This is a genomic window from Paenibacillus pabuli, from assembly GCF_039831995.1.
Lineage (GTDB): Bacteria > Bacillota > Bacilli > Paenibacillales > Paenibacillaceae > Paenibacillus > Paenibacillus pabuli_C.
This window is the reverse complement of the sequence record NZ_JBDOIO010000004.1, coordinates 508,250-534,602: the sequence shown is the minus strand read 5'-3', so window position 1 is coordinate 534,602 and position 26,353 is coordinate 508,250. Positions and strand designations below refer to the sequence as shown.

The window sequence follows — 26,353 nt, the reverse complement described above, 5'->3', positions numbered from 1 at the left end:
GGGCTACTGCCATTATATATGCAAATTTAACTATCCGGTAAACAGCATTTGCAGCGCACGTTTCATCAACACATCAACAGAATCAGCCGATGTAACATCCTTTTTCAATTTCAGCCACACTTTATCGAGCTCACTGTCTGTATAACCGAGAGCCTTCAAACCGTCACGAGCCTCATCCCAGGCCGAACCGCTTCCCGCTTCCTCAGAAGGTGGGGCAAATAAACCTGTGGCATAAGCCGCTGCACCAAACCCGTCCAGCTTGTCTTTCAGATCCAAAATCATACGTTGCGCTGTCTTTTTGCCGATACCCGGCAATTTCGTCAGGAATGTCAGGTTCTCCTGGTAGATCGCTGTAACGACATGGTCTGGCGTACCGCCTGCCAATATCCCCAGTGCCACCTTTGGTCCGATACCGGATACTTCAATCAGTTTGCGGAACAAACGCTGTTCTTCCCTTGTAACAAACCCAAACAGCAGCATCGCGTCTTCACGCACATGATGATGGGTATACACCGTGATCTCGCCTTCCTGCTTCGCAAACGCAAACGGATTAGGACAAAATACACGGTATCCCACGCCATGAACATCAAGCACTATATATTCATTCTCTACATGTACGAACTGTCCTCTTAGAAAATCAATCATTTTCGCAATACCTCATTCAACTTGGAATTTAATGTATATGAGTGCGCGTGACATACAGCCACAGCCAGAGCATCCGCTACATCATCCGGCTTCGGTATAGCCTGCAAACGCAAAAACATTTTGACCATTTCCTGCACCTGACGCTTCTCTGCCTTACCGTACCCTACGATCGCTTGTTTGATCTGCATTGGGGTATACTCCGCTATGGGCAAGCCCTTCTGAGCAGCAGCAAGCACCATAACACCTCTCGCCTGGCTGACAGACATCGCTGTAGTTACATTCCTGTTAAAAAAAAGTTTCTCCAGTGCAACTGCATCCGGTTTGTATTTATCGATCAACTGCACCATGCCCTCATAAACGTGAAGCAACCGTTCTTCTTCAGGTGTATGGGCTTCAGTCTGAATGCAGCCATATTGTACGGGTACCACTTTACTACCGATCTTATCCACAAATCCAAAACCGACAATCGCAATCCCCGGGTCAATTCCCAAAAAACGCAAAACCATCTCTCCCTTACAATAAAGCGAACATATGTATCGTTCATTTCATTATAACAAAAGATAGACCCTGCGACAGGAAAAACTTTGTCTATTCTCCGTAGTGCTTGTTTCGGCATAATATCGGCTTTTTTGAGCAAGGTGCTCCCACATGTCGACTCGTGTTTTACTACGACAAAAAGGGCATCTTTCGATGCCCCAATTAACCTCTCGGTATTACCATTTGGAGGGTATCCATTCATCCACCATTTCGAAGCTCTTCTTTATGTGGCCCATCAATGGCATAATCGCTAAAAGTCGAGATCACACTGTTATACTCATCTTTGTCTTGTACACGGATACCTTGCTGTAGTTGCTCCAGTACCCCTTCAGGCAGAGAACTCTCCAACGATCCGACATCCATTTGAAAAAAAGTACGTATAACTTTCTCTTCTGCAGGTCGACCCTCGTAAAGATTGAGATTGCCCACCGCATCCACGCTGATATACGCTTGTTCCTTGCATAGCGGAGAAAGATCATCAACATGTTTCTTCACTTGCAATGTATCCGAAGACACCACCTGCGCCTCCCATTCCGGATGCTGTTGAAGTAACACTTTTAATTGAGGTATAGCCATTTTCCCTAATTGTTCCGTTTCAACTCCGCAAATATAATGTGTCTCCATAACAACAGAAGTTAAACGATCCGTCTCGGATCCAAGCCGTCCCAATATGCTCTGTACCTCTTCTTCGGAACGTTCTTGCATGGTGACTGGAGCCATCGCCGTAGCAGCCTCACTGAAGTTAGTAGTTAACAACCGCTCAATATGAGATGAAATCGACAACCCGCTGTATGCCAGTATGGTTATAGCCACCAATGAGGCAGTCATCCAAGCAGTTCGTTTCCAACGCCGCCATCGTCTTTTAAACTGTTTTCTGAATTTAAACGTGTTCACATGAACCCCTTCTATCACTTTTTTAAACCTAGTGTGACCGAAAGGATTATGCTTTATGCAAAATTAACCCAGTGAGCAGAGTCAAAGTACTTATCCTTATTTTAGAAAAACAAAAAGTGGACTATCTATAGTAAGATAGTCCACTTCTTAAGATCGGGATGACACGATTTGAACATGCGACCCCCTGGTCCCAAACCAGGTGCTCTACCAAGCTGAGCTACATCCCGTTATGTTATACCGGCGAGAGGACTCGAACCTCCACGGTTTCCCACTCGATTTTGAGTCGAGCGCGTCTGCCATTCCGCCACGCCGGCAAATTAAGTTATATAATGGCGCGCCCTGAGAGATTCGAACTCCCGGCCTTTTGATTCGTAGTCAAACGCTCTATCCAGCTGAGCTAAGGGCGCAAAATAATTGGAGCGGACGACGGGAATCGAACCCGCGACCCTCGCCTTGGCAAGGCGATGCTCTACCGCTGAGCCACGTCCGCATGCGGTATTAAATATTAAATGGCGGAACCGACGGGATTCGAACCCGCGATCTCCTGCGTGACAGGCAGGCATGTTAGGCCAACTACACCACGGTTCCAGATCACTTTCTGTAAAGAAAGTATAATTGCGGGGGCAGGATTTGAACCTGCGGCCTTCGGGTTATGAGCCCGACGAGCTACCGGGCTGCTCCACCCCGCGTCGTTATAAAAGTTATATGGTGGAGGCTGAGGGGCTCGAACCCCCGACCCTCTGCTTGTAAGGCAGATGCTCTCCCAGCTGAGCTAAGCCTCCATATCTATGACCCGTAGGGGATTCGAACCCCTGTTACCTCCGTGAAAGGGAGGTGTCTTAACCCCTTGACCAACGGGCCTTAATGGCTCCCCGAACAGGACTCGAACCTGTGACAACTCGATTAACAGTCGAGTGCTCTACCAACTGAGCTATCAGGGAATAAAATATATTCATGTTACAAACGCAACATCGTACAACGTTAACATGCAGAGCCTGTTTTCTATGTATGATGAAAGAGTTCGCTTGGCAGCGTCCTACTCTCCCAGGACCCTTCGGTCCAAGTACCATCGGCGCTAGAGGGCTTAACGGTCGTGTTCGGGATGGGTACGTGTGGAACCCCTCCGCTATCGCCACCAAACGATGCTGCTACGCTCAGAGATCATTCTCTGAAAACTAGATCCGAAACGAAATATGCGACTAGAACCTGCAATTTGGATAAGCCCTCGACCGATTAGTACTGGTCAGCTCCATGCATTACTGCACTTCCACCCCCAGCCTATCTACCTCGTCGTCTTCAAGGGGTCTTACATACTGGGAAATCTCATCTTGAGGGGGGCTTCACGCTTAGATGCTTTCAGCGCTTATCCCGTCCGTACATAGCTACCCAGCGGTGCTCCTGGCGGAACAACTGGTACACCAGCGGTACGTCCATCCCGGTCCTCTCGTACTAAGGACAGCTCCTCTCAAATTTCCTACGCCCACGACAGATAGGGACCGAACTGTCTCACGACGTTCTGAACCCAGCTCGCGTACCGCTTTAATGGGCGAACAGCCCAACCCTTGGGACCTACTTCAGCCCCAGGATGCGATGAGCCGACATCGAGGTGCCAAACCTCCCCGTCGATGTGGACTCTTGGGGGAGATAAGCCTGTTATCCCCAGGGTAGCTTTTATCCGTTGAGCGATGGCCCTTCCATGCGGTACCACCGGATCACTAAGCCCGACTTTCGTCCCTGCTCGACTTGTAGGTCTCGCAGTCAAGCTCCCTTATGCCTTTGCACTCTTCGAATGATTTCCAACCATTCTGAGGGAACCTTTGGGCGCCTCCGTTACTCTTTAGGAGGCGACCGCCCCAGTCAAACTGCCCACCTGACACTGTCCCCGCACCGGTTTACGGTACCAGGTTAGAACCTAGATACGATCAGGGTGGTATCCCAACGGTGCCTCCACACAAGCTGGCGCTCATGCTTCAAAGGCTCCCACCTATCCTGTACAGATCGTACCCAAATTCAATATCAAGCTGCAGTAAAGCTCCATGGGGTCTTTCCGTCTTGTCGCGGGTAACCTGCATCTTCACAGGTATTAAAATTTCACCGGATCTCTCGTTGAGACAGCGCCCAAGTCGTTACGCCATTCGTGCGGGTCAGAATTTACCTGACAAGGAATTTCGCTACCTTAGGACCGTTATAGTTACGGCCGCCGTTTACTGGGGCTTCGGTTCACAGCTTCGGATTGCTCCTAACCGCTCCCCTTAACCTTCCAGCACCGGGCAGGCGTCAGCCCGTATACTTCGCCTTACGGCTTCGCACAGACCTGTGTTTTTGCTAAACAGTCGCTTGGGCCTTTTCACTGCGGCCCCCTCGTGCTATTCACACTACCGGGGCACCCCTTCTCCCGAAGTTACGGGGTCATTTTGCCGAGTTCCTTAACGAGAGTTCTTCCGCGCGCCTTAGAATTCTCTTCTCGCCTACCTGTGTCGGTTTGCGGTACGGGCACCTTCATCTGGCTAGAGGCTTTTCTTGGCAGTGTGAGATCATGACCTTCGCTACTGTAATTTTCACTCCCCATCACAGCTCAGCCTTACGATGTGCGGATTTGCCTACACATCAGCCTCACTGCTTGGACAGGCATCCATCAGCCTGCGTCACTACCCTACTGCGTCCCCCCATCGCTCGTAACGATTTACGGTGGTACAGGAATTTCGACCTGTTGTCCTTCGACTACGCCTTTCGGCCTCGCCTTAGGTCCCGACTTACCCTGAGCGGACGAGCCTTCCTCAGGAACCCTTAGGCTTTCGGCGGATCAGATTCTCACTGATCTTTTCGTTACTCATACCGGCATTCTCACTTGTATAATGTCCAGCGCTCCTTACGGTACACCTTCAACCCTTATACAACGCTCCCCTACCCCTGATGCAAAGCATCAAGCCATAGCTTCGGTGGTGTGTTTAGCCCCGTTACATTTTCGGCGCAGAGTCACTCGACCAGTGAGCTATTACGCACTCTTTCAATGGTGGCTGCTTCTAAGCCAACATCCTGGTTGTCTGTGCAACTCCACATCCTTTCCCACTTAACACACACTTGGGGACCTTAGCTGATGGTCTGGGCTGTTTCCCTTTTGACAATGGATCTTAGCACTCACTGTCTGACTCCCGGAAGTAAGTCTATGGCATTCGGAGTTTGACTGAGCTTGGTAACCCTTGCGGGCCCCGCACCCAATCAGTGCTCTACCTCCACGACTCTGTTTTCCGAGGCTAGCCCTAAAGCTATTTCGGGGAGAACCAGCTATCTCCGAGTTCGATTGGAATTTCTCCGCTACCCCCACCTCATCCCCGCACTTTTCAACGTGCGTGGGTTCGGGCCTCCAGTGCGTGTTACCGCACCTTCACCCTGGACAGGGGTAGATCACCCGGTTTCGGGTCTACGTCCACGTACTACATCGCCCTATTCAGACTCGCTTTCGCTGCGGCTCCGGCTCTTCACCTTAACCTTGCACGGGAACGTAACTCGCCGGTTCATTCTACAAAAGGCACGCCATCACCCCTAAAACGGGCTCTGACTTCTTGTAAGCACACGGTTTCAGGTTCTATTTCACTCCCCTTCCGGGGTGCTTTTCACCTTTCCCTCACGGTACTGCTTCACTATCGGTCGCTAGGAAGTATTTAGCCTTGGCAGATGGTCCTGCCGGATTCATACGGGGTTTCACGTGCCCCGCACTACTCGGGATCCGTCTCGGAGGGAACAGACTTTCAACTACAGGGCTTTTACCTTCTTTGGCGGGCCTTTCCAGACCTCTTCGTTTAACCGGTTCCTTTGTAACTCCATGTGAGACGTCCCACAACCCCAGAGAGCAAGCTCTCTGGTTTGGGCTGTTCCGCGTTCGCTCGCCGCTACTGACGGAATCACTATTGTTTTCTCTTCCTCAAGGTACTTAGATGTTTCAGTTCCCCTGGTATGCCTCTACATAACCTATGTATTCAGTTATGAGTAACTGGATATTACCCCAGCTGGGTTTCCCCATTCGGACATCCCCGGATCAAAGCTTGCTTACAGCTCCCCGAGGCAGTTTCGTTGTTCGCCACGTCCTTCATCGGCTCCTAGCGCCTAGGCATCCTCCGTGTGCTCTTAGTAGCTTAACCAGTTGCTCCGGTTTCGACTGCTCACTTCCCTTGTTTTGCTTACGCAAAGCCAAAAGTCGCTCCCATTCGATACCATCGCAAAGCAGTTTTCGCTATTATTTGAAACTTGTTTAACACAAGTTCAGCTAAAAGGAATGTTCTAATTCGCATTTTTCGTTTCGATATCTAGTTTTCAAAGAACAAGCTCCATGCAAAAGCAAGCTGTTTTGAGAGTTTGAGCTCTCAAAACTGAGCAACGAGTGAGTAACTAGCCGACCTGGCTAGATTTTGGTTTTGAATGTCTTCGTTACAGAAGACGATTCTCCATAGAAAGGAGGTGATCCAGCCGCACCTTCCGATACGGCTACCTTGTTACGACTTCACCCCAATCATCTATCCCACCTTCGGCGGCTGGCTCCTTGCGGTTACCCCACCGACTTCGGGTGTTATAAACTCTCGTGGTGTGACGGGCGGTGTGTACAAGACCCGGGAACGTATTCACCGCGGCATGCTGATCCGCGATTACTAGCAATTCCGACTTCATGCAGGCGAGTTGCAGCCTGCAATCCGAACTGAGACCGGCTTTTTAGGATTCGTTCCACCTCGCGGCTTCACTGCCCGTTGTACCGGCCATTGTAGTACGTGTGTAGCCCAGGTCATAAGGGGCATGATGATTTGACGTCATCCCCACCTTCCTCCGGTTTGTCACCGGCAGTCACCTTAGAGTGCCCACCCGAAGTGCTGGCAACTAAGATCAAGGGTTGCGCTCGTTGCGGGACTTAACCCAACATCTCACGACACGAGCTGACGACAACCATGCACCACCTGTCTCCTCTGTCCCGAAGGAAAGGTACATCTCTGTACCGGTCAGAGGGATGTCAAGACCTGGTAAGGTTCTTCGCGTTGCTTCGAATTAAACCACATACTCCACTGCTTGTGCGGGTCCCCGTCAATTCCTTTGAGTTTCAGTCTTGCGACCGTACTCCCCAGGCGGAGTGCTTAATGTGTTAACTTCGGCACCAAGGGTATCGAAACCCCTAACACCTAGCACTCATCGTTTACGGCGTGGACTACCAGGGTATCTAATCCTGTTTGCTCCCCACGCTTTCGCGCCTCAGCGTCAGTTACAGCCCAGAGAGTCGCCTTCGCCACTGGTGTTCCTCCACATCTCTACGCATTTCACCGCTACACGTGGAATTCCACTCTCCTCTTCTGCACTCAAGTCACCCAGTTTCCAGTGCGATCCGGGGTTGAGCCCCGGGATTAAACACCAGACTTAAATGACCGCCTGCGCGCGCTTTACGCCCAATAATTCCGGACAACGCTTGCCCCCTACGTATTACCGCGGCTGCTGGCACGTAGTTAGCCGGGGCTTTCTTCTCAGGTACCGTCACTCCTTGAGCAGTTACTCTCAAGGACGTTCTTCCCTGGCAACAGAGCTTTACGATCCGAAAACCTTCATCACTCACGCGGCATTGCTCCGTCAGGCTTTCGCCCATTGCGGAAGATTCCCTACTGCTGCCTCCCGTAGGAGTCTGGGCCGTGTCTCAGTCCCAGTGTGGCCGATCACCCTCTCAGGTCGGCTACGCATCGTCGCCTTGGTGAGCCGTTACCTCACCAACTAGCTAATGCGCCGCAGGCCCATCCTCAAGTGACAGATTGCTCCGTCTTTCCAGCTTCCTTCAGGCGAAGAAAGCAAGTATTCGGTATTAGCTACCGTTTCCGGTAGTTGTCCCAAGCTTGAGGGCAGGTTGCCTACGTGTTACTCACCCGTCCGCCGCTAACTATCAGAGAAGCAAGCTTCTCTTCAAGTCCGCTCGACTTGCATGTATTAGGCATGCCGCCAGCGTTCGTCCTGAGCCAGGATCAAACTCTCCAATAAAGTATTGAAAAGAGCGATTAGCTCATTTTGAATCTGACGAGATTAAAAATCTCATTGTTGTTCCAGTTTCCATACAGCCAGATGGCATGCACCAAAAACCTTCACGTTCATCCTGCAAACAGGATGATTACTCACTCGTTGTTCAGTTTTCAAAGATCAAACTCGTTGATATGTTTCTTTATCGCGTCAGCGCTGTGTTTCAGCGGCGACTTAAATAATATAACATATCAATGAGACCAATGCAACACTTTTTTTCATTTTTTTATTTCATAGATTTTAGATACGTAATAACTCTTCCAAAATCAATTGAAATAATATAACTAGGGACAAAATAAAACGTATGGATATATTATCACACATACATCGAATTAACAATTAATTTACAACTATTCGTTTACTTCTAGTTCACATTCCTTCGTTTGCAGATTCTTCTCCCCTTAATCAAAGCAACAGGCCATCCTTTAAACATAGGCTGGCCTGTTGCTTTTTTTCAATCAGGAATCACGCATCCTATCTGTATTAACTATGACTGTATCCAGGGATTGCGACGTTTTTGGGTTGAATTGCGTTTCTCCGCTTCCGAGTTTCGTCTGCCACTGGCAGAAGATACGGATACTTTGGAAGTTCTTTTAGCACTTGGTTTGCTTGTTCTGCGCTTTGCCGTACCGGTTTTCGCAGAGGCCTGCTTTGTTTTGCTCCCCGCATCCGTTACTTCTTCTCCCGATACATTGGACTGGCTTACATCCACTTCTTCACGCCCACCTTTTTTACTTCCACCATTGCTTTGAGCAGGGTACAGCTCCCCAAAAGCTCCGAGTGGAGAAGGGGGTACCATGTTCTGTGAAGGGTACGGATTTTGATAAGCATACTCTACGGGCTGGTTTGGTACCATGTTTGGTCCCAAATGTGTCTGCACACCGTACGGGTCATATGAACCATACATTCCCCACGCAGGATCTTGATAATTGTATGCAAGGTGACCGTAATGCGGATTATGCATATGTCCGCCACATCCACAAGGTGGATACGGAAGTGTTGAATAAGGGGAAATAAATGGCGGCTGGTTCATATGTGTATCAGCAACAAATGGAGGGAATGGGCTGTTGACTTGTGCAGCGGGTGCAACTGGATAAAAGTTCTCCTGCTGCTCTGGAGCCAGGTTCGGCATGACGTTGTTATGGTTTTGCTCCGGCCATTGACCTTGGTACGAAGGGCTCACTGAATACGGAGTAGCTTCAGGTAGGCCTGGAAACCCTGAATTATGGTTAAACCCTGCAATATGTGTTGATTCAGGAGCGGCAAAGACCTCTTGAACAGGCACAGGGATTTGAGCATATGGATACTCCGCCGGCGCGTGGTGCAACTTTTTACCGCAGCCACAAGGGGATTTGGTGGCAGGGGAAACGACAGATGGCGACTTGGTATTCTCGATGACTGGTAGCGGCATGACCTCAGGTGAAAGATTAGGCATGGTATAAGTTGGCACTTCCGGCAGCGGCTGTACTTCAGCAACTGGAGCGACTTGCTCTTTTTTCTCAGGCGATTTCTCCGGTTTAACCTCAGGAAGCTCTGGTAACTGTGGCAGGACTTCCAATTCAGGCATCACATTTGGAATGACCGGATTTGCATGTACGGGTACAGGTGCAGGCGTTGGTGTTGGAGTAGGGGCTGGCTTCTCTTCCACTGCCTTTGGCGTTTCCGGCACTGGTGGTGCCGGCTCTTCTTTGACGCCTGTATATTCCTTGCCTTCAGGCGAAAGCTTTTCATGGGCAGCAACATTGCCCGCACTGCTTCCTGTAACCATATTTCCCTGTACATGCTGGGATGGAATATAGACTGTCTCTCCTACAAGCAGGGCATTGGGGTTTTTCAACTGAGGATTGGCGTTGATCATATCCTTCAATGAGACTCCCCAAGCTTGGGACAGCTTCCATAAGGAATCTCCCTGCTGGACTTTGTGACTGTGCATAATTCCTTCCGGTTTTGGTGTTACTGGCTCTGCAGGGATTTTAACCTTCGTGCCGATATCCAGCTTGTCGGGATCAGTAATTTGCGGATTCGCCGCAATAATTTTGTCCAGGCCCACATTATATTTTTGGGACAGTAAATATAACGTGTCGCCTTTTTTAACCATGTGTATTTTCACGGGGAACTAACCTCCTAGACGTGTTACTTGGGCAGTGCATTCGCCCATACCGTTACTACATCCTATGCAGGAACTAGGCTAATGACATCATCTAAACAAAAAAAATCCTCCCCGCCTCCAAAACCCGCATCCTATTTGGCATGCTGATTTTATTGGACAAGAAGGATATTGCATTTCAATATGTTAACAAGTTTGAAAAGATTAAGCTTCCCAAACCTTATAACCGTCTTTATCTACAATTTGACGGAACGCTTCAAGCAATCTCAATGTGACTGGGCCTGCTACACCCGATCCAATGGTTCTTCCATCAACCTCATATGCAGCGATGACTTCTGCGGCTGTTCCCGTGAAAAAGACTTCGTCAGCGATGTATACATCATGCAGGGTAAACGGAACTTCTTTTAGCTCCAGATCGAGTTCACCACACAGATCGATGATCGCCTGACGCGTAATTCCTTCCAGAGCTCCGAGGTAACAAGGCGGCGTATAGACTACCCCATTTTTGATAATAAAGATGTTGTCACTTGAACCCTCAGTCACATAACCTTGTGAATTCAGCATGATCGCCTCACCAACACCTGCATAGTTGGACTGAATTTTAACAAGTATGTTATTCAAATAATTCAACGATTTAATTTTGGGATTGAGTGCATCCGGAATATTACGGCGTTGGGATACAGATACGGCCTTTAACCCCGTAAGATACGCTTCCTCAGGATAAATAGCCAGCTGCTCCACAATAATAATAACAGACGCTTTCGGACAGCGCAGCGGATCCAGACCCAAATTACCAGGTCCACGAGATACGATCAGACGGATGTAGCCGTTACGCATATCGTTGCGGCGCACTGTTTCTGCCATAACTTCCAGCATTTCATCATAGGATAAAGGAATGTTCAAACTGATCGATTTTGCCGAATCATACAAGCGGTCCAAATGCGCTTTGCATCTAAAGATATTACCGTTATAAATTCGGATACCTTCGAAAATTCCGTCTCCGTACAAAAAGCCGTGATCATACACGGAAACGGTTGCGTTCTCCTTGGTTACATATTGACCATCCAAATAAATCCACTGTTCTGCCATGGATGACTGCACCTCCGTTTAATTTCCAATCATTAATTCCCGAATCTTGAATTGTTCCAACTCATTGTCAACAAAATGACAAGCTTTTACGTTCACGTTTTACCCGTCTTGGTAACAATCCTCAACAAATCCTACCCGTTTATCAAGTGGTTTTCAATGAAGGATATGTATAACAGGGATAGCTGCCCAGAACACGGACCTGACAATTCAATGCCTCGATCTCAGCCATGGCTGCTGTGAGCAATACGGACTCTACGGTTTCCTCGACATCGATATAAAAATAGTAACTGCCCAGCCGTTTCTTCGTAGGACGAGACTCCAGCCTAGTCAAATTCAGCTTTCTCCAGGCAAATGCAGACAATACCTGATGCAGAGCACCAGGTGCATCTTCGGGCAAAGTCACCAGCAAACTCGTTTTTACATGATCCGGCTCACGTTGAATCTGCACTGGCTCATGACCAATAAGTACAAAGCGGGTGTAATTGTTATCATGATCAGTCACCCGTTCAGCCATGATATCCAATCCATGCTTTTGTGCAGCAAGTCGGGTGCCAATAGCGGCCCAGCCTTTTCCGGGATTCTTTTTCACCAATTCAACCGCTTCTGCTGTACTATTAACGCCTTCAAGCTCAGCGTCCGGGGAATGAAGACGGATAAAGTTCTGGCACTGCGGAATGGCTACCGGATGAGACATGATCTTGGTAATTTTGCTGAAGTCGTATGCACCGCTCCCGTCAGAGAACTCGGAGCCATGTCCGATCACATTCTGTATGGAAGGATATACCCACTCCGCTTGCATTGGAATATCCACTTCGTTAACCAGCCAGTCCATATGCAAACTAACAGAGCCTTCAATTGTATTTTCAATGGGAATGACGCTATATTGCGACTTCCCACTATCCGTGGCACGAAAAACATCAGAAATCAGTTTGGAATGAAGCAGTTCCAGCGGTTCCCCATTAAACAGAAAATCTACAGCTTCATGGGAAACGGAGCCTTCAGGTAATACGGCAATTCGTTTCATGCATTAACTTCCCCTTTAATTCTGTCCAAAAAAGGACGTTCATCTTGATCAGGCAGAACGGTTACACCGTCCAGGTCCGGATCCAGCCATAGTGACGTTGCATTAATGTCTTCATGACTCATAGTCTTCATCAAATACTGTTCCAGCTCGGCTTTGCGAGGATCATGCCGATCCACCAATGTCAGAACGGTTGGTCCAGCTCCACTTAGTGCAGCCCCCAAAGCGCCATGTTGTACAGCATGTTCCAAAATTTCAGTCATGCCGGGTACCAAAGATGCCCGATATGGTTGGTGAATACGATCGAGCATAGCCCTTTGTATCATATCCAGTCGCCCGCTTGCCAGCGCTGCAACCAACAGGGAAGACCTGCTGATATTATGCACGACATCCGACTTGTCAAATTGCTGCGGGATGACATTTCTTGCTTTTGAAGTCGATAGTTCGAAGTCTGGCACAATGACCAACGTCTGTAAATCCTGGTGCGGCTCAATACGGATGTGATCCACACGACTGCCATCCCACGCAGCCGCAATGATCCCCCCATATAGAGAAGCCCCCACATTATCCGGGTGCTTTTCGAGCGAAGTAGCCATATCCATTAACTTATCATCTGATAGCGGAGAACCAATTAATGCGTTCGCGGCAGCCAGTGCACCAACTATGGCAGATGCGCTGCTTCCCAGTCCGCGGGTAAGAGGAATATCCGAAACCATCGAAATCTCCAGTTCAGGAACAGATACACCTGCTTCATTGAATACCATCTGTGCGACTTCGTAGATTAGATTGGATTTATCCGTTGGCAAACCATTCAAATGATCTCCATACAGATGAAAAACTGTCTGTTCAGACGGCTTCATCTCAATCCAGGCATACAAAGACAATGCCATGCCCAGGGTATCGAACCCTGGACCCAGATTGGCTGTACTTGCAGGTACTTTTACTGTAACACTTTGCTGCAAACTCATACGGATTGCTGCTCCAGCTGTGCAATAGCTGACATAACTGCTTCTTCCGAATCATCTACTACAAGCGGCTCTGTTGCTACCGTTTTGATCGCGATGTTCGGATCTTTTAAACCATGACCCGTCAAGACACATACAACCGTCTCTCCGCCTTTAAAGTATCCTTCCTCTTTCAATTTATATACTCCTGCAACCGAAGCGGCCGATGCCGGTTCAGCGAAGATACCTTCCCGTGCTGCAATCGTACGATATGCTGTCAAGATTTCCTCGTCCGTTACATAATTGATCTGTCCACCAGACTCTTCAGCCGCGGTTACAGCGGTCTTCCAGCTAGCTGGGTTACCGATGCGGATCGCAGTCGCCACAGTCTCTGGCTCAAGAATCGGCTCCCCCTTAACGATTGCCATCGCGCCTTCTGCTTCGAACCCAACCATCCGTGGCAAGGAGTCCGATTTCCCCGCCTCTTTGTATTCTTTGAAGCCTTTCCAGTAAGCAGAGATGTTCCCTGCATTGCCGACAGGGATTGCAAGTACATCAGGTGCTTGGCCCAATTGATCAACCACTTCAAATGCAGCGGTTTTTTGACCTTCAATGCGGTAAGGGTTCACAGAGTTCACCAGTGTGATTGGGTGCTTCGCTGTAATCTCACGTACAATTTCAAGTGCACGGTCAAAGTTACCATTAATCGCAATCACTTTGGCCCCGTAGATCATGGCCTGAGCCAGTTTGCCCAATGCGATATTATTGTTAGGGATCAAGACGATACAGTTCAGACCACCACGTGCCGCATATGCAGCTGCAGCAGCTGAAGTATTACCTGTAGAGGCACACATGATCGTACGGCTGCCCTCTTCCATCGCTTTCGCTACAGCCATCACCATTCCCCGGTCTTTAAAAGAACCACTTGGGTTCAAGCCTTCGTATTTAAAATATAAATTAAGTCCAAGTTCCTTGGACAGATTTTCGGCATGAATCAGTGGAGTGTTTCCTTCCTGAAGCGTAAGCATAGGTGTATTTTCATTAACCGGAAGGTACTCTTTGTACGTTTGCAGCAATCCTTGATATCTCATTGTAGTAAGCTCCTTTATGATTAAGTAATACGAATATGAAGACCTGAAATTATAGTGTTAAAAATTGTGCATTCCATTTAATCCAGCAATTCAGACGATACATGATTAGAAAATTAACCCTCAACCCGATATACACTCTTGATGCGGCGAATAACGCTAAGGGATTCAAAGTGTTTTAACACTTTATCCATGCTCGCCTTGCTTGCATTATGAGTAACGATGATGATCTCAGCATCCGGGTTATGCTCATTCGGCTGTTGAACTACCGAAGCCAGGCTGACTTCATACTCGGCAAAAATTTGCGTGATTTGTGCCAAAACACCTGCTTTGTCGTCCACGTGCAGCAAAATGAAGTTCTTCGACATAATATGTTTATCGCTTTGCAGACGCTTCTGTTTGTAAGGAACGATAGCTTTAAGTCCGTTTACGCCAAGCTTCAGGTTTTTGATCACAGCTACCAGATCTGCAACTACGGAAGTGGCCGTTGGAAGTTCACCCGCACCCGCACCATAGAACATCGTTTCGCCTACTGCTTCCCCATGTACATACACCGCGTTGAACACGCCATTAACGGAGGCAATTGGGTGGCTCTGTCTTACCATGGTAGGCTGAACACTGATATTGATCTCATCATCACGGCAATCCGCAATTCCAAGCAGTTTCATCTCATAACCGAGTCTTCTGGCATACGTAATGTCCTCACGGGTTACCGAAGAAATACCACTAACGGCTACATCTTGCAGTTCCACATTGGTGCGGAAACCCAGCGTTCCCAGTATTGCCATTTTGCGAGCAGCATCCAGTCCCTCCACATCCGAAGTTGGATCTGCTTCCGCATACCCCAGAGCCTGTGCCTCTGCAAGAACCTCTTCATAAGAAGCGCCTTCCTGGCTCATTTTGGTCAAAATAAAGTTCGTTGTTCCGTTCACAATCCCCATAATGCGAGTAATCCGGTCAGAGGAGAAACCTTCAATCAGGGTGCGGATAATGGGAATCCCACCGGCCACACTGGCTTCATAGAAGACATCACATTTCTTCTCCTGTGCCTTCGCCAAAATCTCGGAGCCATGGAGAGCCATCAAATCCTTGTTAGCCGTTACGATATGTTTCCCCCGCTCCAGCGCTTCAAGAATGTACTCTTTAGTCTGCTCAATACCCCCCATAACCTCCACGATCACATCAATGTCCGGGTGGCGAATAACTTCCCACGGATCTTCTGTCAGTTTGGCACGATCCACAGCAATGACGCGATCCTTAACCGTATTTTTCACGGAAATCTTCTCGATAACAATCGGTGAGCCGACCTGACTGCTTAGATCCTCCTGATTCCCTTCCACGATGCGAACGACTCCCGTTCCTACCGTTCCGAGTCCCAACAATCCCACTTTTACCGGTTTCACTAACGATCTACCCCCTAATGTCTTTTATGTCTGCCAACTCTGTACGCTCTCTATGTACAGTGAAGCAGTTTTTTTGCATATATCCGGACGTTATGAGATAAAATCCAGTTAGCCCTGACCTACAATCCGTGTGCGCCTAACCCCTGGCATATCCTGCATCCGATCCAACATTTCACCAATTTCTCCGTGAAGATGCGACGTCTCTACCGAGATAACGACATTGGCTCTTCCTTGAAGCGGGATACTCTGATTAATCGTGAGTACGTTGGCTCCATATCCAGCCACATGTCCTAATACACGTGACAATATACCAGACTGATGCTCCAGATCAATCGAAATGGTAACGATTCTTTCCCGTTCTAATTGGTTGATGAGGTGAATTCCATCCTTATACTTATAGAAAGCACTTCGGCTTAATCCGACCTGCTCTACCGCTTCATGCACTGTTTTGACATCCCCCGAAGCAAGCAGCTCTTTCACCTGCATCGTCTTCACCACGGCTTCTGGCAAAATGTCTTCCCGTACTAAGTAATAGCGTTCATTCACAGAACGTCCTCTCCTCAAAGACTCATGTTTTCATATAGTGGACATTATATCGGATCTATACTAAAAGGGCAATACGTTACATGTCTATTTTTTTCAAAGCCGTTTCTCAAAGTATACAAGTTTCTCCCTGCCTCATGTAAGGAAAAACAAAAAAACGCAGAGCCGCGGGTCATTTCCCACTTCTCTGCGTCTACATGTTCGTTTATATGTGCACAGCCATACATTAAATTTTACATCCCAAACTTAATAGTAGCTGCTGCCTTCTACGAATTCAAATTCGAAATCGCCAATACGCACAATCGTGCCTTCTTCAGCACCACGTTTACGGAGCTCTTCATCCACACCCATATGACGCAGTGTACGCGCCAGTTTAAGGATGGCCTCATGCGAGTTCAGCTGCATCCGTTTCATCATGCGATCAATCTTGGCACTCTCCACAACAAAGATTTCATTCTCCCGCACAATCCGGAAGCCTTCGTCTTCTTTCTTATCCAGACTGTACACTTTGCGTTCAGATATGTCCGCTACTTCTTCCACCACGACTTCGTCCGGAATCTGATCAAGCAGATCGGCCGCACGATACAGGAGTTCTTGAATTCCTTGACGAGTGAGAGACGAGATCGGCATGATTTCGATATCTGGTTGAACTTCACGAACCTTTTGCATAAATTGCTCCAGATTCTCTTCCGATTCCGGCATATCCATTTTGTTGGCTGCCACAATCTGAGGTCTCTCCGCGAGTACCGGATTGTACAGCTTCAGCTCGTCGTTGATTTTGACCCAGTCCTCAAACGGATCGCGTCCTTCCGAACCAGACATATCCACAACGTGAATAATGATGCGGGTACGTTCGACATGGCGCAAAAACTCATGTCCAAGTCCGATGCCTTCATGAGCACCTTCAATCAATCCTGGCAAGTCAGCCATAACGAAGCTGCGTCCTTCACCTACACCCACTACACCCAGGTTAGGCGTAATGGTCGTAAAGTGATAGGCTCCGATCTTCGGCTTCGCCGCTGATACAACCGACAACAGTGTAGATTTCCCGACACTCGGGAAACCAACCAAACCCACATCCGCCATAACTTTAAGCTCAAGCACAATATAGCGTTCTTCACCCTCTTCACCATTTTCGGCAAGTTCAGGAGCTGGATTGTTCGGTGTTGCAAACCGGATATTCCCTCGGCCGCCTCGGCCCCCACGCGCAACGACAACCTGTTGGCCATGACGCGTCAGATCTGCCAATACTTCTCCACTGTCTTCATCCAAAATCACAGTCCCAGGTGGGATACGCACAATCATGTTCTCAGCGTTCGCACCATGCTGACTTTTATTACGTCCCTTCTCACCACGCGGGGCCTTGAAGTGACGCTGGTAACGAAAATCCATCAACGTACGCAAACCTTCATCCACGCGGAAAATGATGTCAGCTCCTCTGCCTCCATCACCCCCGGCAGGTCCGCCGTTTGGTACATACTTCTCACGACGGAACGAAATAATTCCGTCTCCTCCGTCTCCTGCTTTTACATAAATCTTCGCTTTATCTACAAACATGGCTACCCCTTCTTCCTATATTCCACACGGCATTCTAAATTGTATAAACGTGTCTTCAGACGGAAGCTGCTCCGTTCTGACTTTTTTTCCTTTGAGTACGGCATTAAGCTGCCGCAATGTTTCCGGATCGGGTGTTTGATCCCCGTCCAGCCGAACAACCACATCCCCATGGTCTTGTCCGAAGTTCAAGGTCAGTTTGCGAACCTCTCCCCAAGACGACCGGCCGCCACCGTATTGATAGGCTCTGATTGCATCTGCAATTGCGCCCGTAAGCGACTCGCCATCCTCGGGAGAGATCAGAGCACTAAGCTGCAACTCTTCCTCGACTTCCACATGCAATTCCAGAGCGGCGCCACTGGCACGAAAAGACTGAAGATAAAAAACGAGTGAGGGAATGCCTAATTTGGAAATCCGACTTTCCTCGGTTACCCGTTCTTTTATTCTTTCCACACATTGCACGGATTTATCAAGTTTGCCCAGCCGAAGATATCCATATAACACCTGAAGATCGTTCATCCAATCATGCCGATGATGATTTAGTGATGCAATTGCTGTCTTTTCCATAGATTGTATGATGGTTCTGCGTTCCGCTTCCGCCTGTCTCCTCATCACATTCATTGAAACAAAGATTACGGCCACGGACCACAATGCGCATACAGCACTCGAAATGGCTGCCGGATACAGCATAACGAAAACCAAAGGAATCAGAAGTGAACATGCCGCAATCCACGGCACTCTTTTCCAAGATTTCATGGCTTCTCCCCGTTCTACAAAACTCGGTTGGTTTTAAACCCCACCGTAACCAAGTATAACATGTCTTTTCTGCCAGTTCATTATCGAAAACATGTATACTACCCCTAAATACAAAGAGCCTCCGGCAAAATTGCCGAAGGCTCCTTAGGCGGAATGCCGATATTATGCTTTTACTGCAGCTGCTACTGGAGCAACGTCCACAGGGTAAATGCTTACTTTTTTGCGATCGCGTCCCCAACGTTCGAATTTCACAACGCCGTCCACTTTCGCAAACAAAGTGTCATCTTTACCGATACCCACGTTCGTACCTGGGTGAATTTTTGTTCCGCGTTGGCGAACAAGAATGCTACCACCAGTTACTGTTTGACCGTCAGCACGCTTAACGCCAAGGCGTTGCGCTCTACTGTCACGACCGTTCTTCGTGGAACCTACACCTTTTTTCGATGCGAATAACTGAAGATTTAATTTCAACATGATTGGTTGTCCTCCTTCTTTACTTATTTGAGTTGCTCTATCTTAATATACTTCCCGTATGACTCTGCAATATCAGTGAGCATAAGAACCATAGATTCGAGCAGCAATTGCACCTGGGACCAAGTTCCGTCTCTCTCCAACACTGGCAAAGAAGCGCTTAAAAAGCCATTCTTCATTTTGGCATCCATTTCGACACCCGTCAGTGCTTCGATCGAATTCACCGTACCCACTGTAACAGCGGATACCCCGGCACATACGATATCTTCTCCCCGCTTGGCAAAATTGGCATGCCCTTTGATGGAAAAGCGATCGATGCTCTCGTCATCGTTACGAAAGATTTGAACGATAATCACTTATCGCACCCTCTTACGCTTGGATTTTCTCGATAGTTACTTTAGTGTACGGTTGACGGTGACCTTGCTTCACATGGTAGTTCTTTTTCGGTTTGTATTTGTATACAACAACCTTTTGACCTTTGCCATGTTTCTCCACTTTAGCCGTTACAGTAGCTCCGGAAACCAATGGTGTACCTGCTGTCAAACCTTGATCGTTAGATACAGCCAGGACACGGTCGAACGTTACGCTTTCGCCATCGTTCGCAGTCAATTTCTCGATGAACAGAACATCGCCCTCTTGGACTTTGTACTGTTTGCCGCCTGTTTCAATAATTGCGTACATTTGCCTTGCACCTCCTCATGTCTCAGACTCGCCCGGTCTCAGGTGACAGCCTCCTTGCGGAGCTGTTCTTGTACCCGGCCAGTGCGGTTACAGCATGTGCAAGACCAATTGGCTAAACACATACCCGATGATTATATCACTATCTCTAATAAAAATCAATGCAATGGCGAAATATATCTTTTACCTGTCCCATGACATGAGGAACAAGGCTCCACATAAGGAAGTGTACTTTCTTCCCGGACTTTTTTACGCGTAAGTTCAAGCAGACCCAGCTTGGTCCAGCCCATGACAAATGCCTTGGTTCGGTCTTTTTTGAGTTCGGCTTCCAGCGCTGCAGCCACTTCCTGCCGATTGGTCGCTTCCTCCATATCAATAAAGTCCACAATAATCATGCCGCCAATGTCCCGTAAACGCATCAAACGTGCGATCTCAACGGCTGCCTGCATGTTGGTTTCCGTTACGGTTTCTTCCAAGCTATCCCCACCGCCTCCGGTGAATTTGCCTGTATTAACATCCACCACAGTAAGAGCCTCCGTATGATCTATGACGATATAACCACCACCGGGTAGCCATACTTTCCGCGCAAAATCCTTGTTAAGCTGCTCCTGGACACCATACGCAGCAAAGATCGACTCCTCGCCCCGGTAAACCTGCACCTTCGGCTGATGGCCTGGACAGATCTCCTCAAGCAAAGCCTTCACTTCACGGGCTTGTCCTTCACTATCTGTAATCACCTCATCGCTGCCTGGTGTATACACATCCCGGATAATTCGCTGTACCATACTGTGATCCCGATGCAACAGGCTCGGTGAAGGCAAACTGTCAGCTTTCTCGCATATCAAACGCCACTGCTCACGCAACGTTTCCAAGTCAGCCTCAATGGCTTCACGCTGCTCCTCTGCGGATACGGTTCGAATGATAAGCCCTTCCTCTCCCCTTCTGAGCTGATCACCCAAGGCTTTGAGACGGGAGCGATCCCCTTCACGGGCAATCTTCTTGGAAACGGCTATGTAGTCCGCTATCGGCATGTAGACAAGCCATCGGCCCGGCAGTGAGTAGTGTGTCGTCACCCGGGCTCCTTTGCCTCCTACCGGCTCTTTCAGAACCTGAACGATGACATCCTGACCTGGACGAAGCAATTCGGAGATGGAAGGCTTCACCTTGGGTTGTTTCTCCAAATGAGGGTGCAGGACATCATCCACATATAGAAAGGCATTTTTTTTCTGACCTATATCCACAAAAGCAGCCTGCATACCCGGTAATACATTGACGACCCGTCCTTTGAAAAACGAACCTAGCAGCCCACGTTCGCGTGTACGTTCTGCCGTAAATTCCACAGCTTTGCCTTCTTCCAGAAGCGCCATTTGCATGAGGTTGTGTTCATTATGTACGATCATTTGTTTCATGGCTTGACCTCTAGAAGACAATTCAATTCATCCACATCCATTCTGTGTCATTACAATTCTCAATGTATATGTATTACCCCAATTTGGGACGAGTTCACCAACCGTATTACAGTTTGTCTGTGTTTTGCTTGAAATAAGAACCGATAATACGCTGTTCAGGCAAAACGGCCATAATTCGTCCCTGTCTGTTCATCACATATACCATATGATATTTCTCTCTCTTTAATAGACGCAGAATAGTATCCAAAGGTTTCGCCGGAAATGAGATTATCGGCTGCGCCAAACTGCCTGTAGCCGCATGATGGGCAAATGCACCTTCCCGATTCATCAAAAAACGGATAAAGCGGTAAGGCACGTTTCGATAATCGGTAATGTTGGAATAGAACAGAAAAAGACCAATTAGCAATATATTCAGAGGCAGCCCGTAGTCTCCATTGATCCATTTGCTGATGGCAAACAAAATAACACCTGTACTGCACAGGATGCTAATCCGGTAGGTCCACATTAGTGTCGTATAATAGGGAGCAACGAGACTAACCAGCGCCTGCACGATCTTTCCCCCATCCAGTGGAAGCACGGGCAGCAGGTTAAACAGGGCGATCAGCAGATTCCCTTGGATAATATACGCCAAGAATACCGGGTCTCCCAGGTTGGCGTATTGCAGCAGCAAAGTGATACCGATCATCAATATATTTTGCAGGGGGCCCGCCAGCGCAATTACGATTTCCCGGCCAGCCGTAAGCCTCCCCCCGTCTTCAATAACGGCCACGCCGCCAAAAGGAAGCATCTGAATTGACAGGACACGGCAGCCCAGTAGGGCTGCCGCCGCAGCATGTCCACATTCATGAATAAATACGATCGCAAACAGCGTGATCAGTTCGATAAAATGTCCAGTAGCCAAGGAAGCCAGCATAACGATGACAAAAAACGGATGCAGCGATATGCGTACACCCCATAACCTAATCAAGGGCAACCACTTCCGCAGGATCTACATACTCTTCGCCCTCTTTTACAGCGAAATATAGCGTGGCGGGTTGTTCTCCGCCTGTGGACTTAAGGGTTCCAACGACATTTCCGGCCTCTACCCAATCATTCGCTTCGACTTCGCTCTCGTTCAGCCGGCCGTATATCGCAGTCAAGTTGCCGGTATGCTGGATGACTACGGTTATCCCATTCTCTGCATCACCAAGAACTTGCAGGACACGCCCTGCATCCGAACTGACTACCTGTACCAATCCAGTCCCCTCTGCATCCGGGACGATCTCTATGCCCTTCATACTCAGCGCAAACGGTTGAACAATTGTCCCCGAGAGGGGTTTACCCAATAATGATCTAACCCCGGAACCATTAACAACATCTGTCGTGTGGCCCAACACCGGGAGGAAAGACGGCGTTCCTCCAAAGTGCCGTTCATACCAGAGAGCTGCCGAGGCAAAGTCCATATCCCGGTGCAGCGCATCTGCAATTACCGTTTTGGGGGATGATGTCCATGACGCATTGAGTTGAAACAGTCCCCACACCGCACCAAAAACCAATGCACTAACTACTGTTCTTCGCACCAGCGATTTCATCAAGTTAAAACGTGCATGACCACCTGGACCGTAATGTCCGTTCTCTTTTTTCCAAAGCCATTCGGGATCCCTTTCCTGATCTGACATGAGTGATCCAACATGTCTTGTCTGACCCTGTATATCAAAAGAAGTAGTAGGTCTTGGGCTTTCGGAAACCTTCTTGCCTGACCCAGAGTTCGCTTCCTGCATAAGCTCCATCGCAGCACCATCCAGCAACCGCCGAATGCGTTCTTCTCTTCTCTGCTTGATTCGAAGTTTCGTATTCATGGAATATCCTCCCGCCGAGGCTTGTTTAATACATCCTATGAAGAGCTCTTTCATAATATGAACAAGCTTCCGGGTCGAAGCAAAATAACTCCACCCAGTGAGATTAACCTGCAAAAGTGGAGTTCAATTTAGAGAAAATCGATAGTGGATTTCCGTGTGCTGAGGCATTAAAAAAGCCGGGCTGCAAAGGCCACGGCTGTAAGTATTAATCTATGAGGACAATCGTATTAACCCATACCAAAAAACTTTTTAAAGCGTGAAAACGCGCCCTTTTTCTGCTCTAACTGCATTAGCGGAACGGTATCTCCCAGAATGCGACGGGCAATGTTCCGATATGCAATCGCTGCAAGAGAATCCGGATTCATAACCGTAGGCTCTCCAGAGTTAGCCGCTTTGATGACAAGTTCATCATCTGGCACAATGCCAATCAGATCAATGTTGAGGACTTGTAAAATCCCATCAATATCAAGCATGTCGCCCGATTTGACCATGTTGTTCCGAATACGGTTTACAACCAGCTTCGGTGATTGGATATGCGAGCTTTCGAGTAGACCGATGACCCGATCCGCATCACGTACAGCGGCATTCTCAGGTGTAGTCACCACGATGGCCTGATCTGCTCCAGCGACCGCATTTTTGAATCCCTGTTCAATCCCGGCAGGGCAATCGATAATGACATATTCAAAATCTTTCTTCAATTCAAGAATAATGTCCTTAACCTGTTCCGGTGACACAGAGTTTTTGTCTCTTGTTTGTGCTGCAGGCAGCATATACAGTTCTTCGAAGCGTTTGTCTTTCACCAACGCCTGATTCAGACGGCAGCGCCCGTCTGCCACGTCACACAGATCGTAAATGATCCGGTTCTCGAGTCCCATCACAACATCCAGATTGCGAAGGCCGATATCGGTATCTACCAGGCAAACTTTTTTTCCGAGCAGCGCCAGCGCTGTTCCGATGTTTGCTGAGGTGGTTGTTTTACCAACGCCGCCCTTACCCGAAGTGATCACGATCGCTTCTCCCATGAGCTACACTCCTTTAAACACATTAAAATCTCGGCGCAACCGAACGATATTGCTCATCTTGTCGATCTGCATCTGATTGTCCTGTAAATAAGCAAATTCCATCCCGGTATCCCGGCTCTCCCATTCGTCAGGGGGACGGCTGATGATATCAGCGATTCGAAGCTGCGTCGGTGCAAATACCGATGCCGCAATGATTGACTCATCGTCCCCGCCGATTCCAGCGTGAGCCATGCCTCTGAGTGAACCCAAAACATATATATCTCCGGTACACGTCACCGTGCCCCCCGGATTGATATCCCCAAGAAACAGGAGATTACCTTCGTGATGAAGCACTTGACCTGAACGCACCATGCCACACATCGTAACAATCGGCGGTGGCCCTTTAACCTCCGGTTTAAGGGCTGGTGAATCGATGGAGCGAATGAGCAGATTCCCTTTTTGCTTCAGAATGTCCAATATCGCATCTTTTTGGTCCTCTGTCACTTCGCGGCTGCCCAGCTTGATATCCACATGAACAATCGGTCCGGTCAAAATATTTTGATGGCTGTGTTCCAGCTTATAGCGGAGCTCATAGAGCAATTCCTCGAATTCACATTGATCGTCCAACAGGAAAACCAAGCCGTCTCGGATGCCTTTAATCGTTACGTGATTCGATTTTACCGTCATAAGCCTGTCCCTCCCATCTCATTACATTTCGTGCCCGGGCCTCGAAGTTCCTGCTTTCCGCTCCAACAAATGTATCAGGATGCCTCCTGCACCTTGCTCTTTCTCTTGCCGATACGCTCCAGCTGCTTCCGCAGCGGAGTATAAATGATCAGGGCAAACACAAAATGGATGAACAGATTGGGAATCATGTATTCAAGCAATGCCCAGTCAAAGGTCACGTGATTAAGGCGGAAGAGCTTATATAAAAAGAACAACATGGTGTCATTAAGCAGACTTCCCAAAATGACGACCGTAACCATAACTGGAAGCGGTGCACGCGGTGCCTGGAATATAAGCCCCATCATATAAGCAGATAACCCCATTGCGAATCCATAAGGTCCGATCATCTCTCCATAGAATACAACGTCATGGAGCAGTCCAAAAAATATGCCTAGCACCAGAGCCGTGTGGCGATGATGATATACAGCGATAAACAGAATGACGACATAGACCAGATTGGCCGAAATGCGCAATTGCCATCCGGAAGGAATAAGCAGCGGCAAAATCGTTCCTTCCGCGATGAACAAAACGAACAGCAACAGGAACAAGACTTGCTTGCGTGTCACCATTACTCCTTCACCTCGGGAGGAATAACCACCATCAGCTCTTTCCAATCCAAGAAGCTTGCATAGGGTTCAATCGTTGCTGTGCGTGTCAGCCCGTATTCGCCAACTTCAATTTTCTTGACTTCCCCGATTCGCATATACTTCGGAAAATTATTGATAATGCCTGATGAGATAATTTCGTCACCTTTTTTGATATCAGACTCTTCCGAGATCTTGGTCATCTTGAACATGCCTGTCTTCGGATCAAAGCTCTCGATCATACCGAAAACAGTATCTTCCTTGCCCACCGCTGTTGCTGCGATGGCATTGGAATTGGGATCATTCGCATCCATCGAGGTCAGCAGATTCACTGTTGATGTATACGCGCTGACGTGACTGATCACCCCAACCAGACCTTCCTGGGAAGTGACGGCCATGCCTGGCTTGATATCCGCATTTTCCCCAATATCAATATTAATCGTTCTGCTATTGGGATCCGAATTCGCACTGATAACCTGAGCAATACGATACTCATAATTGTACCGATTTCTCTGTTCAGCCGTAAATTGAAGCAAATCCTTATAACGATCATTTGTTTTCTCCATCTCGTTATACTTCAAACGATCCCGGGTATAGTGCCCCATAGCAATTCGCAACTCTTCATTTTCTTGATAAACCGCACGCATGTTCGCCACATCTTTGAAAAAGCCCGCTACAGCAGAAGCGGGCTTGTAAAATACGTATTGTACAAATCCGACTGAATCCTTCAGGAATTTTTCCGGCCAGGATAGAGCGGTTCGCGGACCGAGCGTAAAGCCCATCAACGCGATAAATGTAACAAGGCCCACCAGCAAAACAAAAAGTCTTTTGTTGCCCAGCAGCTTAAACAGTTCGAACACCCTCTAACATCCATATTCTCTTCCGAGCTATGCCCGGCGGGGAGACGTTCAGACTGATAGTCCCTTCGAGAATATTCGCTGATCTCCCCGGGTATGCGGGTAATAGCTCTCCCGACTGAGGTCGGGTCCTCTTCGTTGGTTACTGCCGCTTAACTCAAACGTGATTAAG

Annotated in this window: 22 protein-coding genes, 9 tRNA genes, 3 rRNA genes and 1 other annotated feature; all 34 genes read right to left on the bottom strand. The window is 48.3% G+C overall.

Annotated elements, in window-relative coordinates; genetic code table 11:
• Positions 1-30: 30 nt before the first annotated feature.
• Positions 31-645: a Holliday junction branch migration protein RuvA gene (gene ruvA / locus ABGV42_RS22030; RefSeq protein WP_095289470.1), complete on the bottom strand. Its 615-nt coding sequence runs from the start codon at positions 643-645 to the stop codon at positions 31-33.
• Positions 642-1,145 carry a crossover junction endodeoxyribonuclease RuvC gene (gene ruvC / locus ABGV42_RS22025; RefSeq protein WP_056701196.1) on the bottom strand — a complete coding sequence of 168 codons (504 nt, stop codon included), beginning with the start codon at positions 1,143-1,145 and terminating at the stop codon, positions 642-644. The genes ruvA and ruvC overlap by 4 nt, the downstream gene beginning before the upstream one ends.
• A gap of 235 nt (positions 1,146-1,380) precedes the next feature.
• On the bottom strand, positions 1,381-2,076 hold the full coding sequence (locus ABGV42_RS22020; protein ID WP_347383684.1) for a BofC C-terminal domain-containing protein: 696 nt from the start codon (positions 2,074-2,076) through the stop codon (positions 1,381-1,383).
• A gap of 153 nt (positions 2,077-2,229) precedes the next feature.
• A tRNA-Pro gene (locus tag ABGV42_RS22015) sits at positions 2,230-2,303 on the bottom strand.
• A gap of 8 nt (positions 2,304-2,311) precedes the next feature.
• A tRNA-Leu gene (locus ABGV42_RS22010) sits at positions 2,312-2,390 on the bottom strand.
• Positions 2,391-2,406: 16 nt separating this feature from the next.
• Positions 2,407-2,483: transfer RNA gene (locus ABGV42_RS22005), tRNA-Arg, on the bottom strand.
• An 8-nt stretch (positions 2,484-2,491) separates the two neighbouring features.
• A tRNA-Gly gene (locus ABGV42_RS22000) sits at positions 2,492-2,566 on the bottom strand.
• Between the two features lie 20 nt (positions 2,567-2,586).
• Positions 2,587-2,664: transfer RNA gene (locus tag ABGV42_RS21995), tRNA-Asp, on the bottom strand.
• Positions 2,665-2,691: 27 nt separating this feature from the next.
• A tRNA-Met gene (locus ABGV42_RS21990) sits at positions 2,692-2,765 on the bottom strand.
• 17 nt (positions 2,766-2,782) lie between these two features.
• Positions 2,783-2,858, bottom strand: a tRNA-Val gene (locus tag ABGV42_RS21985).
• Between the two features lie 7 nt (positions 2,859-2,865).
• Positions 2,866-2,937 (bottom strand) — tRNA-Glu (locus ABGV42_RS21980).
• A 4-nt stretch (positions 2,938-2,941) separates the two neighbouring features.
• Positions 2,942-3,017: transfer RNA gene (locus tag ABGV42_RS21975), tRNA-Asn, on the bottom strand.
• Positions 3,018-3,099: 82 nt separating this feature from the next.
• A 5S ribosomal RNA gene (gene rrf / locus ABGV42_RS21970) occupies positions 3,100-3,216 on the bottom strand.
• Between the two features lie 73 nt (positions 3,217-3,289).
• Positions 3,290-6,215, bottom strand: a 23S ribosomal RNA gene (locus ABGV42_RS21965).
• A 309-nt stretch (positions 6,216-6,524) separates the two neighbouring features.
• Positions 6,525-8,076, bottom strand: a 16S ribosomal RNA gene (locus ABGV42_RS21960).
• The 16S, 23S and 5S rRNA genes sit together here with 9 tRNA genes alongside, the layout of an rRNA operon.
• A gap of 523 nt (positions 8,077-8,599) precedes the next feature.
• On the bottom strand, positions 8,600-10,222 hold the full coding sequence (locus ABGV42_RS21955; RefSeq protein WP_347383683.1) for a LysM peptidoglycan-binding domain-containing protein: 1,623 nt from the start codon (positions 10,220-10,222) through the stop codon (positions 8,600-8,602).
• Between the two features lie 201 nt (positions 10,223-10,423).
• Complete coding sequence (gene ilvE, locus ABGV42_RS21950) at positions 10,424-11,308, bottom strand: branched-chain-amino-acid transaminase (protein WP_347383682.1); 885 nt, start codon at positions 11,306-11,308, stop codon at positions 10,424-10,426.
• Positions 11,309-11,450: 142 nt separating this feature from the next.
• Positions 11,451-12,332: a prephenate dehydratase gene (gene pheA, locus ABGV42_RS21945; RefSeq protein WP_347383681.1), complete on the bottom strand. Its 882-nt coding sequence runs from the start codon at positions 12,330-12,332 to the stop codon at positions 11,451-11,453.
• Entirely contained in the window at positions 12,329-13,297 is a 969-nt protein-coding gene (thrB, locus tag ABGV42_RS21940; RefSeq protein WP_347383680.1) for a homoserine kinase, read from the bottom strand. The genes pheA and thrB overlap by 4 nt, the downstream gene beginning before the upstream one ends.
• Positions 13,294-14,364 carry a threonine synthase gene (gene thrC, locus ABGV42_RS21935; RefSeq protein WP_347383679.1) on the bottom strand — a complete coding sequence of 357 codons (1,071 nt, stop codon included), beginning with the start codon at positions 14,362-14,364 and terminating at the stop codon, positions 13,294-13,296. The genes thrB and thrC overlap by 4 nt, the downstream gene beginning before the upstream one ends.
• 113 nt (positions 14,365-14,477) lie before the next feature.
• Positions 14,478-15,764 carry a homoserine dehydrogenase gene (locus ABGV42_RS21930; protein ID WP_347383678.1) on the bottom strand — a complete coding sequence of 429 codons (1,287 nt, stop codon included), beginning with the start codon at positions 15,762-15,764 and terminating at the stop codon, positions 14,478-14,480.
• Between the two features lie 108 nt (positions 15,765-15,872).
• Complete coding sequence (locus tag ABGV42_RS21925; RefSeq protein ID WP_024633956.1) at positions 15,873-16,310, bottom strand: ACT domain-containing protein; 438 nt, start codon at positions 16,308-16,310, stop codon at positions 15,873-15,875.
• 243 nt (positions 16,311-16,553) lie between these two features.
• Positions 16,554-17,864, bottom strand: coding sequence for a GTPase ObgE (gene obgE / locus ABGV42_RS21920; protein WP_347383677.1), 1,311 nt, complete (start codon positions 17,862-17,864; stop codon positions 16,554-16,556).
• Between the two features lie 15 nt (positions 17,865-17,879).
• Positions 17,880-18,617, bottom strand: a complete 738-nt coding sequence (locus ABGV42_RS21915) for a Spo0B domain-containing protein (RefSeq protein ID WP_347383676.1) — start codon at positions 18,615-18,617, stop codon at positions 17,880-17,882.
• A 162-nt stretch (positions 18,618-18,779) separates the two neighbouring features.
• Positions 18,780-19,091, bottom strand: coding sequence for a 50S ribosomal protein L27 (gene rpmA / locus ABGV42_RS21910; RefSeq protein WP_095293321.1), 312 nt, complete (start codon positions 19,089-19,091; stop codon positions 18,780-18,782).
• 23 nt (positions 19,092-19,114) lie between these two features.
• The gene (locus ABGV42_RS21905) at positions 19,115-19,444 is read right to left on the bottom strand and encodes a ribosomal-processing cysteine protease Prp (RefSeq protein WP_347383675.1); all 330 of its coding nucleotides are present in this window, start codon (positions 19,442-19,444) and stop codon (positions 19,115-19,117) included.
• Positions 19,445-19,457: 13 nt separating this feature from the next.
• On the bottom strand, positions 19,458-19,769 hold the full coding sequence (gene rplU, locus ABGV42_RS21900; RefSeq protein WP_095293319.1) for a 50S ribosomal protein L21: 312 nt from the start codon (positions 19,767-19,769) through the stop codon (positions 19,458-19,460).
• 14 nt (positions 19,770-19,783) lie between these two features.
• Positions 19,784-19,868 (bottom strand) — a sequence feature (ribosomal protein L21 leader region).
• A 56-nt stretch (positions 19,869-19,924) separates the two neighbouring features.
• Positions 19,925-21,175: an Rne/Rng family ribonuclease gene (locus ABGV42_RS21895; protein WP_347383674.1), complete on the bottom strand. Its 1,251-nt coding sequence runs from the start codon at positions 21,173-21,175 to the stop codon at positions 19,925-19,927.
• 106 nt (positions 21,176-21,281) lie between these two features.
• Positions 21,282-22,142, bottom strand: a complete 861-nt coding sequence (locus ABGV42_RS21890; RefSeq protein WP_347383673.1) for a M50 family metallopeptidase — start codon at positions 22,140-22,142, stop codon at positions 21,282-21,284.
• Positions 22,135-23,013, bottom strand: a complete 879-nt coding sequence (locus tag ABGV42_RS21885; protein ID WP_347383672.1) for a M23 family metallopeptidase — start codon at positions 23,011-23,013, stop codon at positions 22,135-22,137. The genes ABGV42_RS21890 and ABGV42_RS21885 overlap by 8 nt, the downstream gene beginning before the upstream one ends.
• A 227-nt stretch (positions 23,014-23,240) precedes the next feature.
• On the bottom strand, positions 23,241-24,035 hold the full coding sequence (gene minD, locus ABGV42_RS21880; RefSeq protein WP_024633965.1) for a septum site-determining protein MinD: 795 nt from the start codon (positions 24,033-24,035) through the stop codon (positions 23,241-23,243).
• Between the two features lie 3 nt (positions 24,036-24,038).
• The gene (gene minC, locus ABGV42_RS21875) at positions 24,039-24,701 is read right to left on the bottom strand and encodes a septum site-determining protein MinC (protein WP_347383671.1); all 663 of its coding nucleotides are present in this window, start codon (positions 24,699-24,701) and stop codon (positions 24,039-24,041) included.
• Between the two features lie 74 nt (positions 24,702-24,775).
• Positions 24,776-25,309: a rod shape-determining protein MreD gene (gene mreD, locus ABGV42_RS21870; RefSeq protein WP_347383670.1), complete on the bottom strand. Its 534-nt coding sequence runs from the start codon at positions 25,307-25,309 to the stop codon at positions 24,776-24,778.
• On the bottom strand, positions 25,309-26,184 hold the full coding sequence (gene mreC, locus ABGV42_RS21865; protein ID WP_347383669.1) for a rod shape-determining protein MreC: 876 nt from the start codon (positions 26,182-26,184) through the stop codon (positions 25,309-25,311). Before mreC ends, mreD begins: the two co-directional genes overlap by 1 nt.
• Positions 26,185-26,353: the final 169 nt, after the last annotated feature.

Bases quoted from the DNA above. Each gene is read 5' to 3' on its own strand.
- ruvA (WP_095289470.1), bottom strand. From the start codon at position 645: ATGATTGATTTTCTAAGAGGACAGTTCGTACATGTAGAGAATGAATAT.
- ilvE (WP_347383682.1), bottom strand. From the start codon at position 11,308: ATGGCAGAACAGTGGATTTATTTGGATGGTCAATATGTAACCAAGGAG.
- pheA (WP_347383681.1), bottom strand. From the start codon at position 12,332: ATGAAACGAATTGCCGTATTACCTGAAGGCTCCGTTTCCCATGAAGCT.
- thrB (WP_347383680.1), bottom strand. From the start codon at position 13,297: ATGAGTTTGCAGCAAAGTGTTACAGTAAAAGTACCTGCAAGTACAGCC.
- thrC (WP_347383679.1), bottom strand. From the start codon at position 14,364: ATGAGATATCAAGGATTGCTGCAAACGTACAAAGAGTACCTTCCGGTT.
- obgE (WP_347383677.1), bottom strand. From the start codon at position 17,864: ATGTTTGTAGATAAAGCGAAGATTTATGTAAAAGCAGGAGACGGAGGA.
- ABGV42_RS21915 (WP_347383676.1), bottom strand. From the start codon at position 18,617: ATGAAATCTTGGAAAAGAGTGCCGTGGATTGCGGCATGTTCACTTCTG.
- rpmA (WP_095293321.1), bottom strand. From the start codon at position 19,091: ATGTTGAAATTAAATCTTCAGTTATTCGCATCGAAAAAAGGTGTAGGT.
- rplU (WP_095293319.1), bottom strand. From the start codon at position 19,769: ATGTACGCAATTATTGAAACAGGCGGCAAACAGTACAAAGTCCAAGAG.
- ABGV42_RS21895 (WP_347383674.1), bottom strand. From the start codon at position 21,175: ATGAAACAAATGATCGTACATAATGAACACAACCTCATGCAAATGGCG.
- ABGV42_RS21885 (WP_347383672.1), bottom strand. From the start codon at position 23,013: ATGAATACGAAACTTCGAATCAAGCAGAGAAGAGAAGAACGCATTCGG.
- minD (WP_024633965.1), bottom strand. From the start codon at position 24,035: ATGGGAGAAGCGATCGTGATCACTTCGGGTAAGGGCGGCGTTGGTAAA.
- minC (WP_347383671.1), bottom strand. From the start codon at position 24,701: ATGACGGTAAAATCGAATCACGTAACGATTAAAGGCATCCGAGACGGC.
- mreD (WP_347383670.1), bottom strand. From the start codon at position 25,309: ATGGTGACACGCAAGCAAGTCTTGTTCCTGTTGCTGTTCGTTTTGTTC.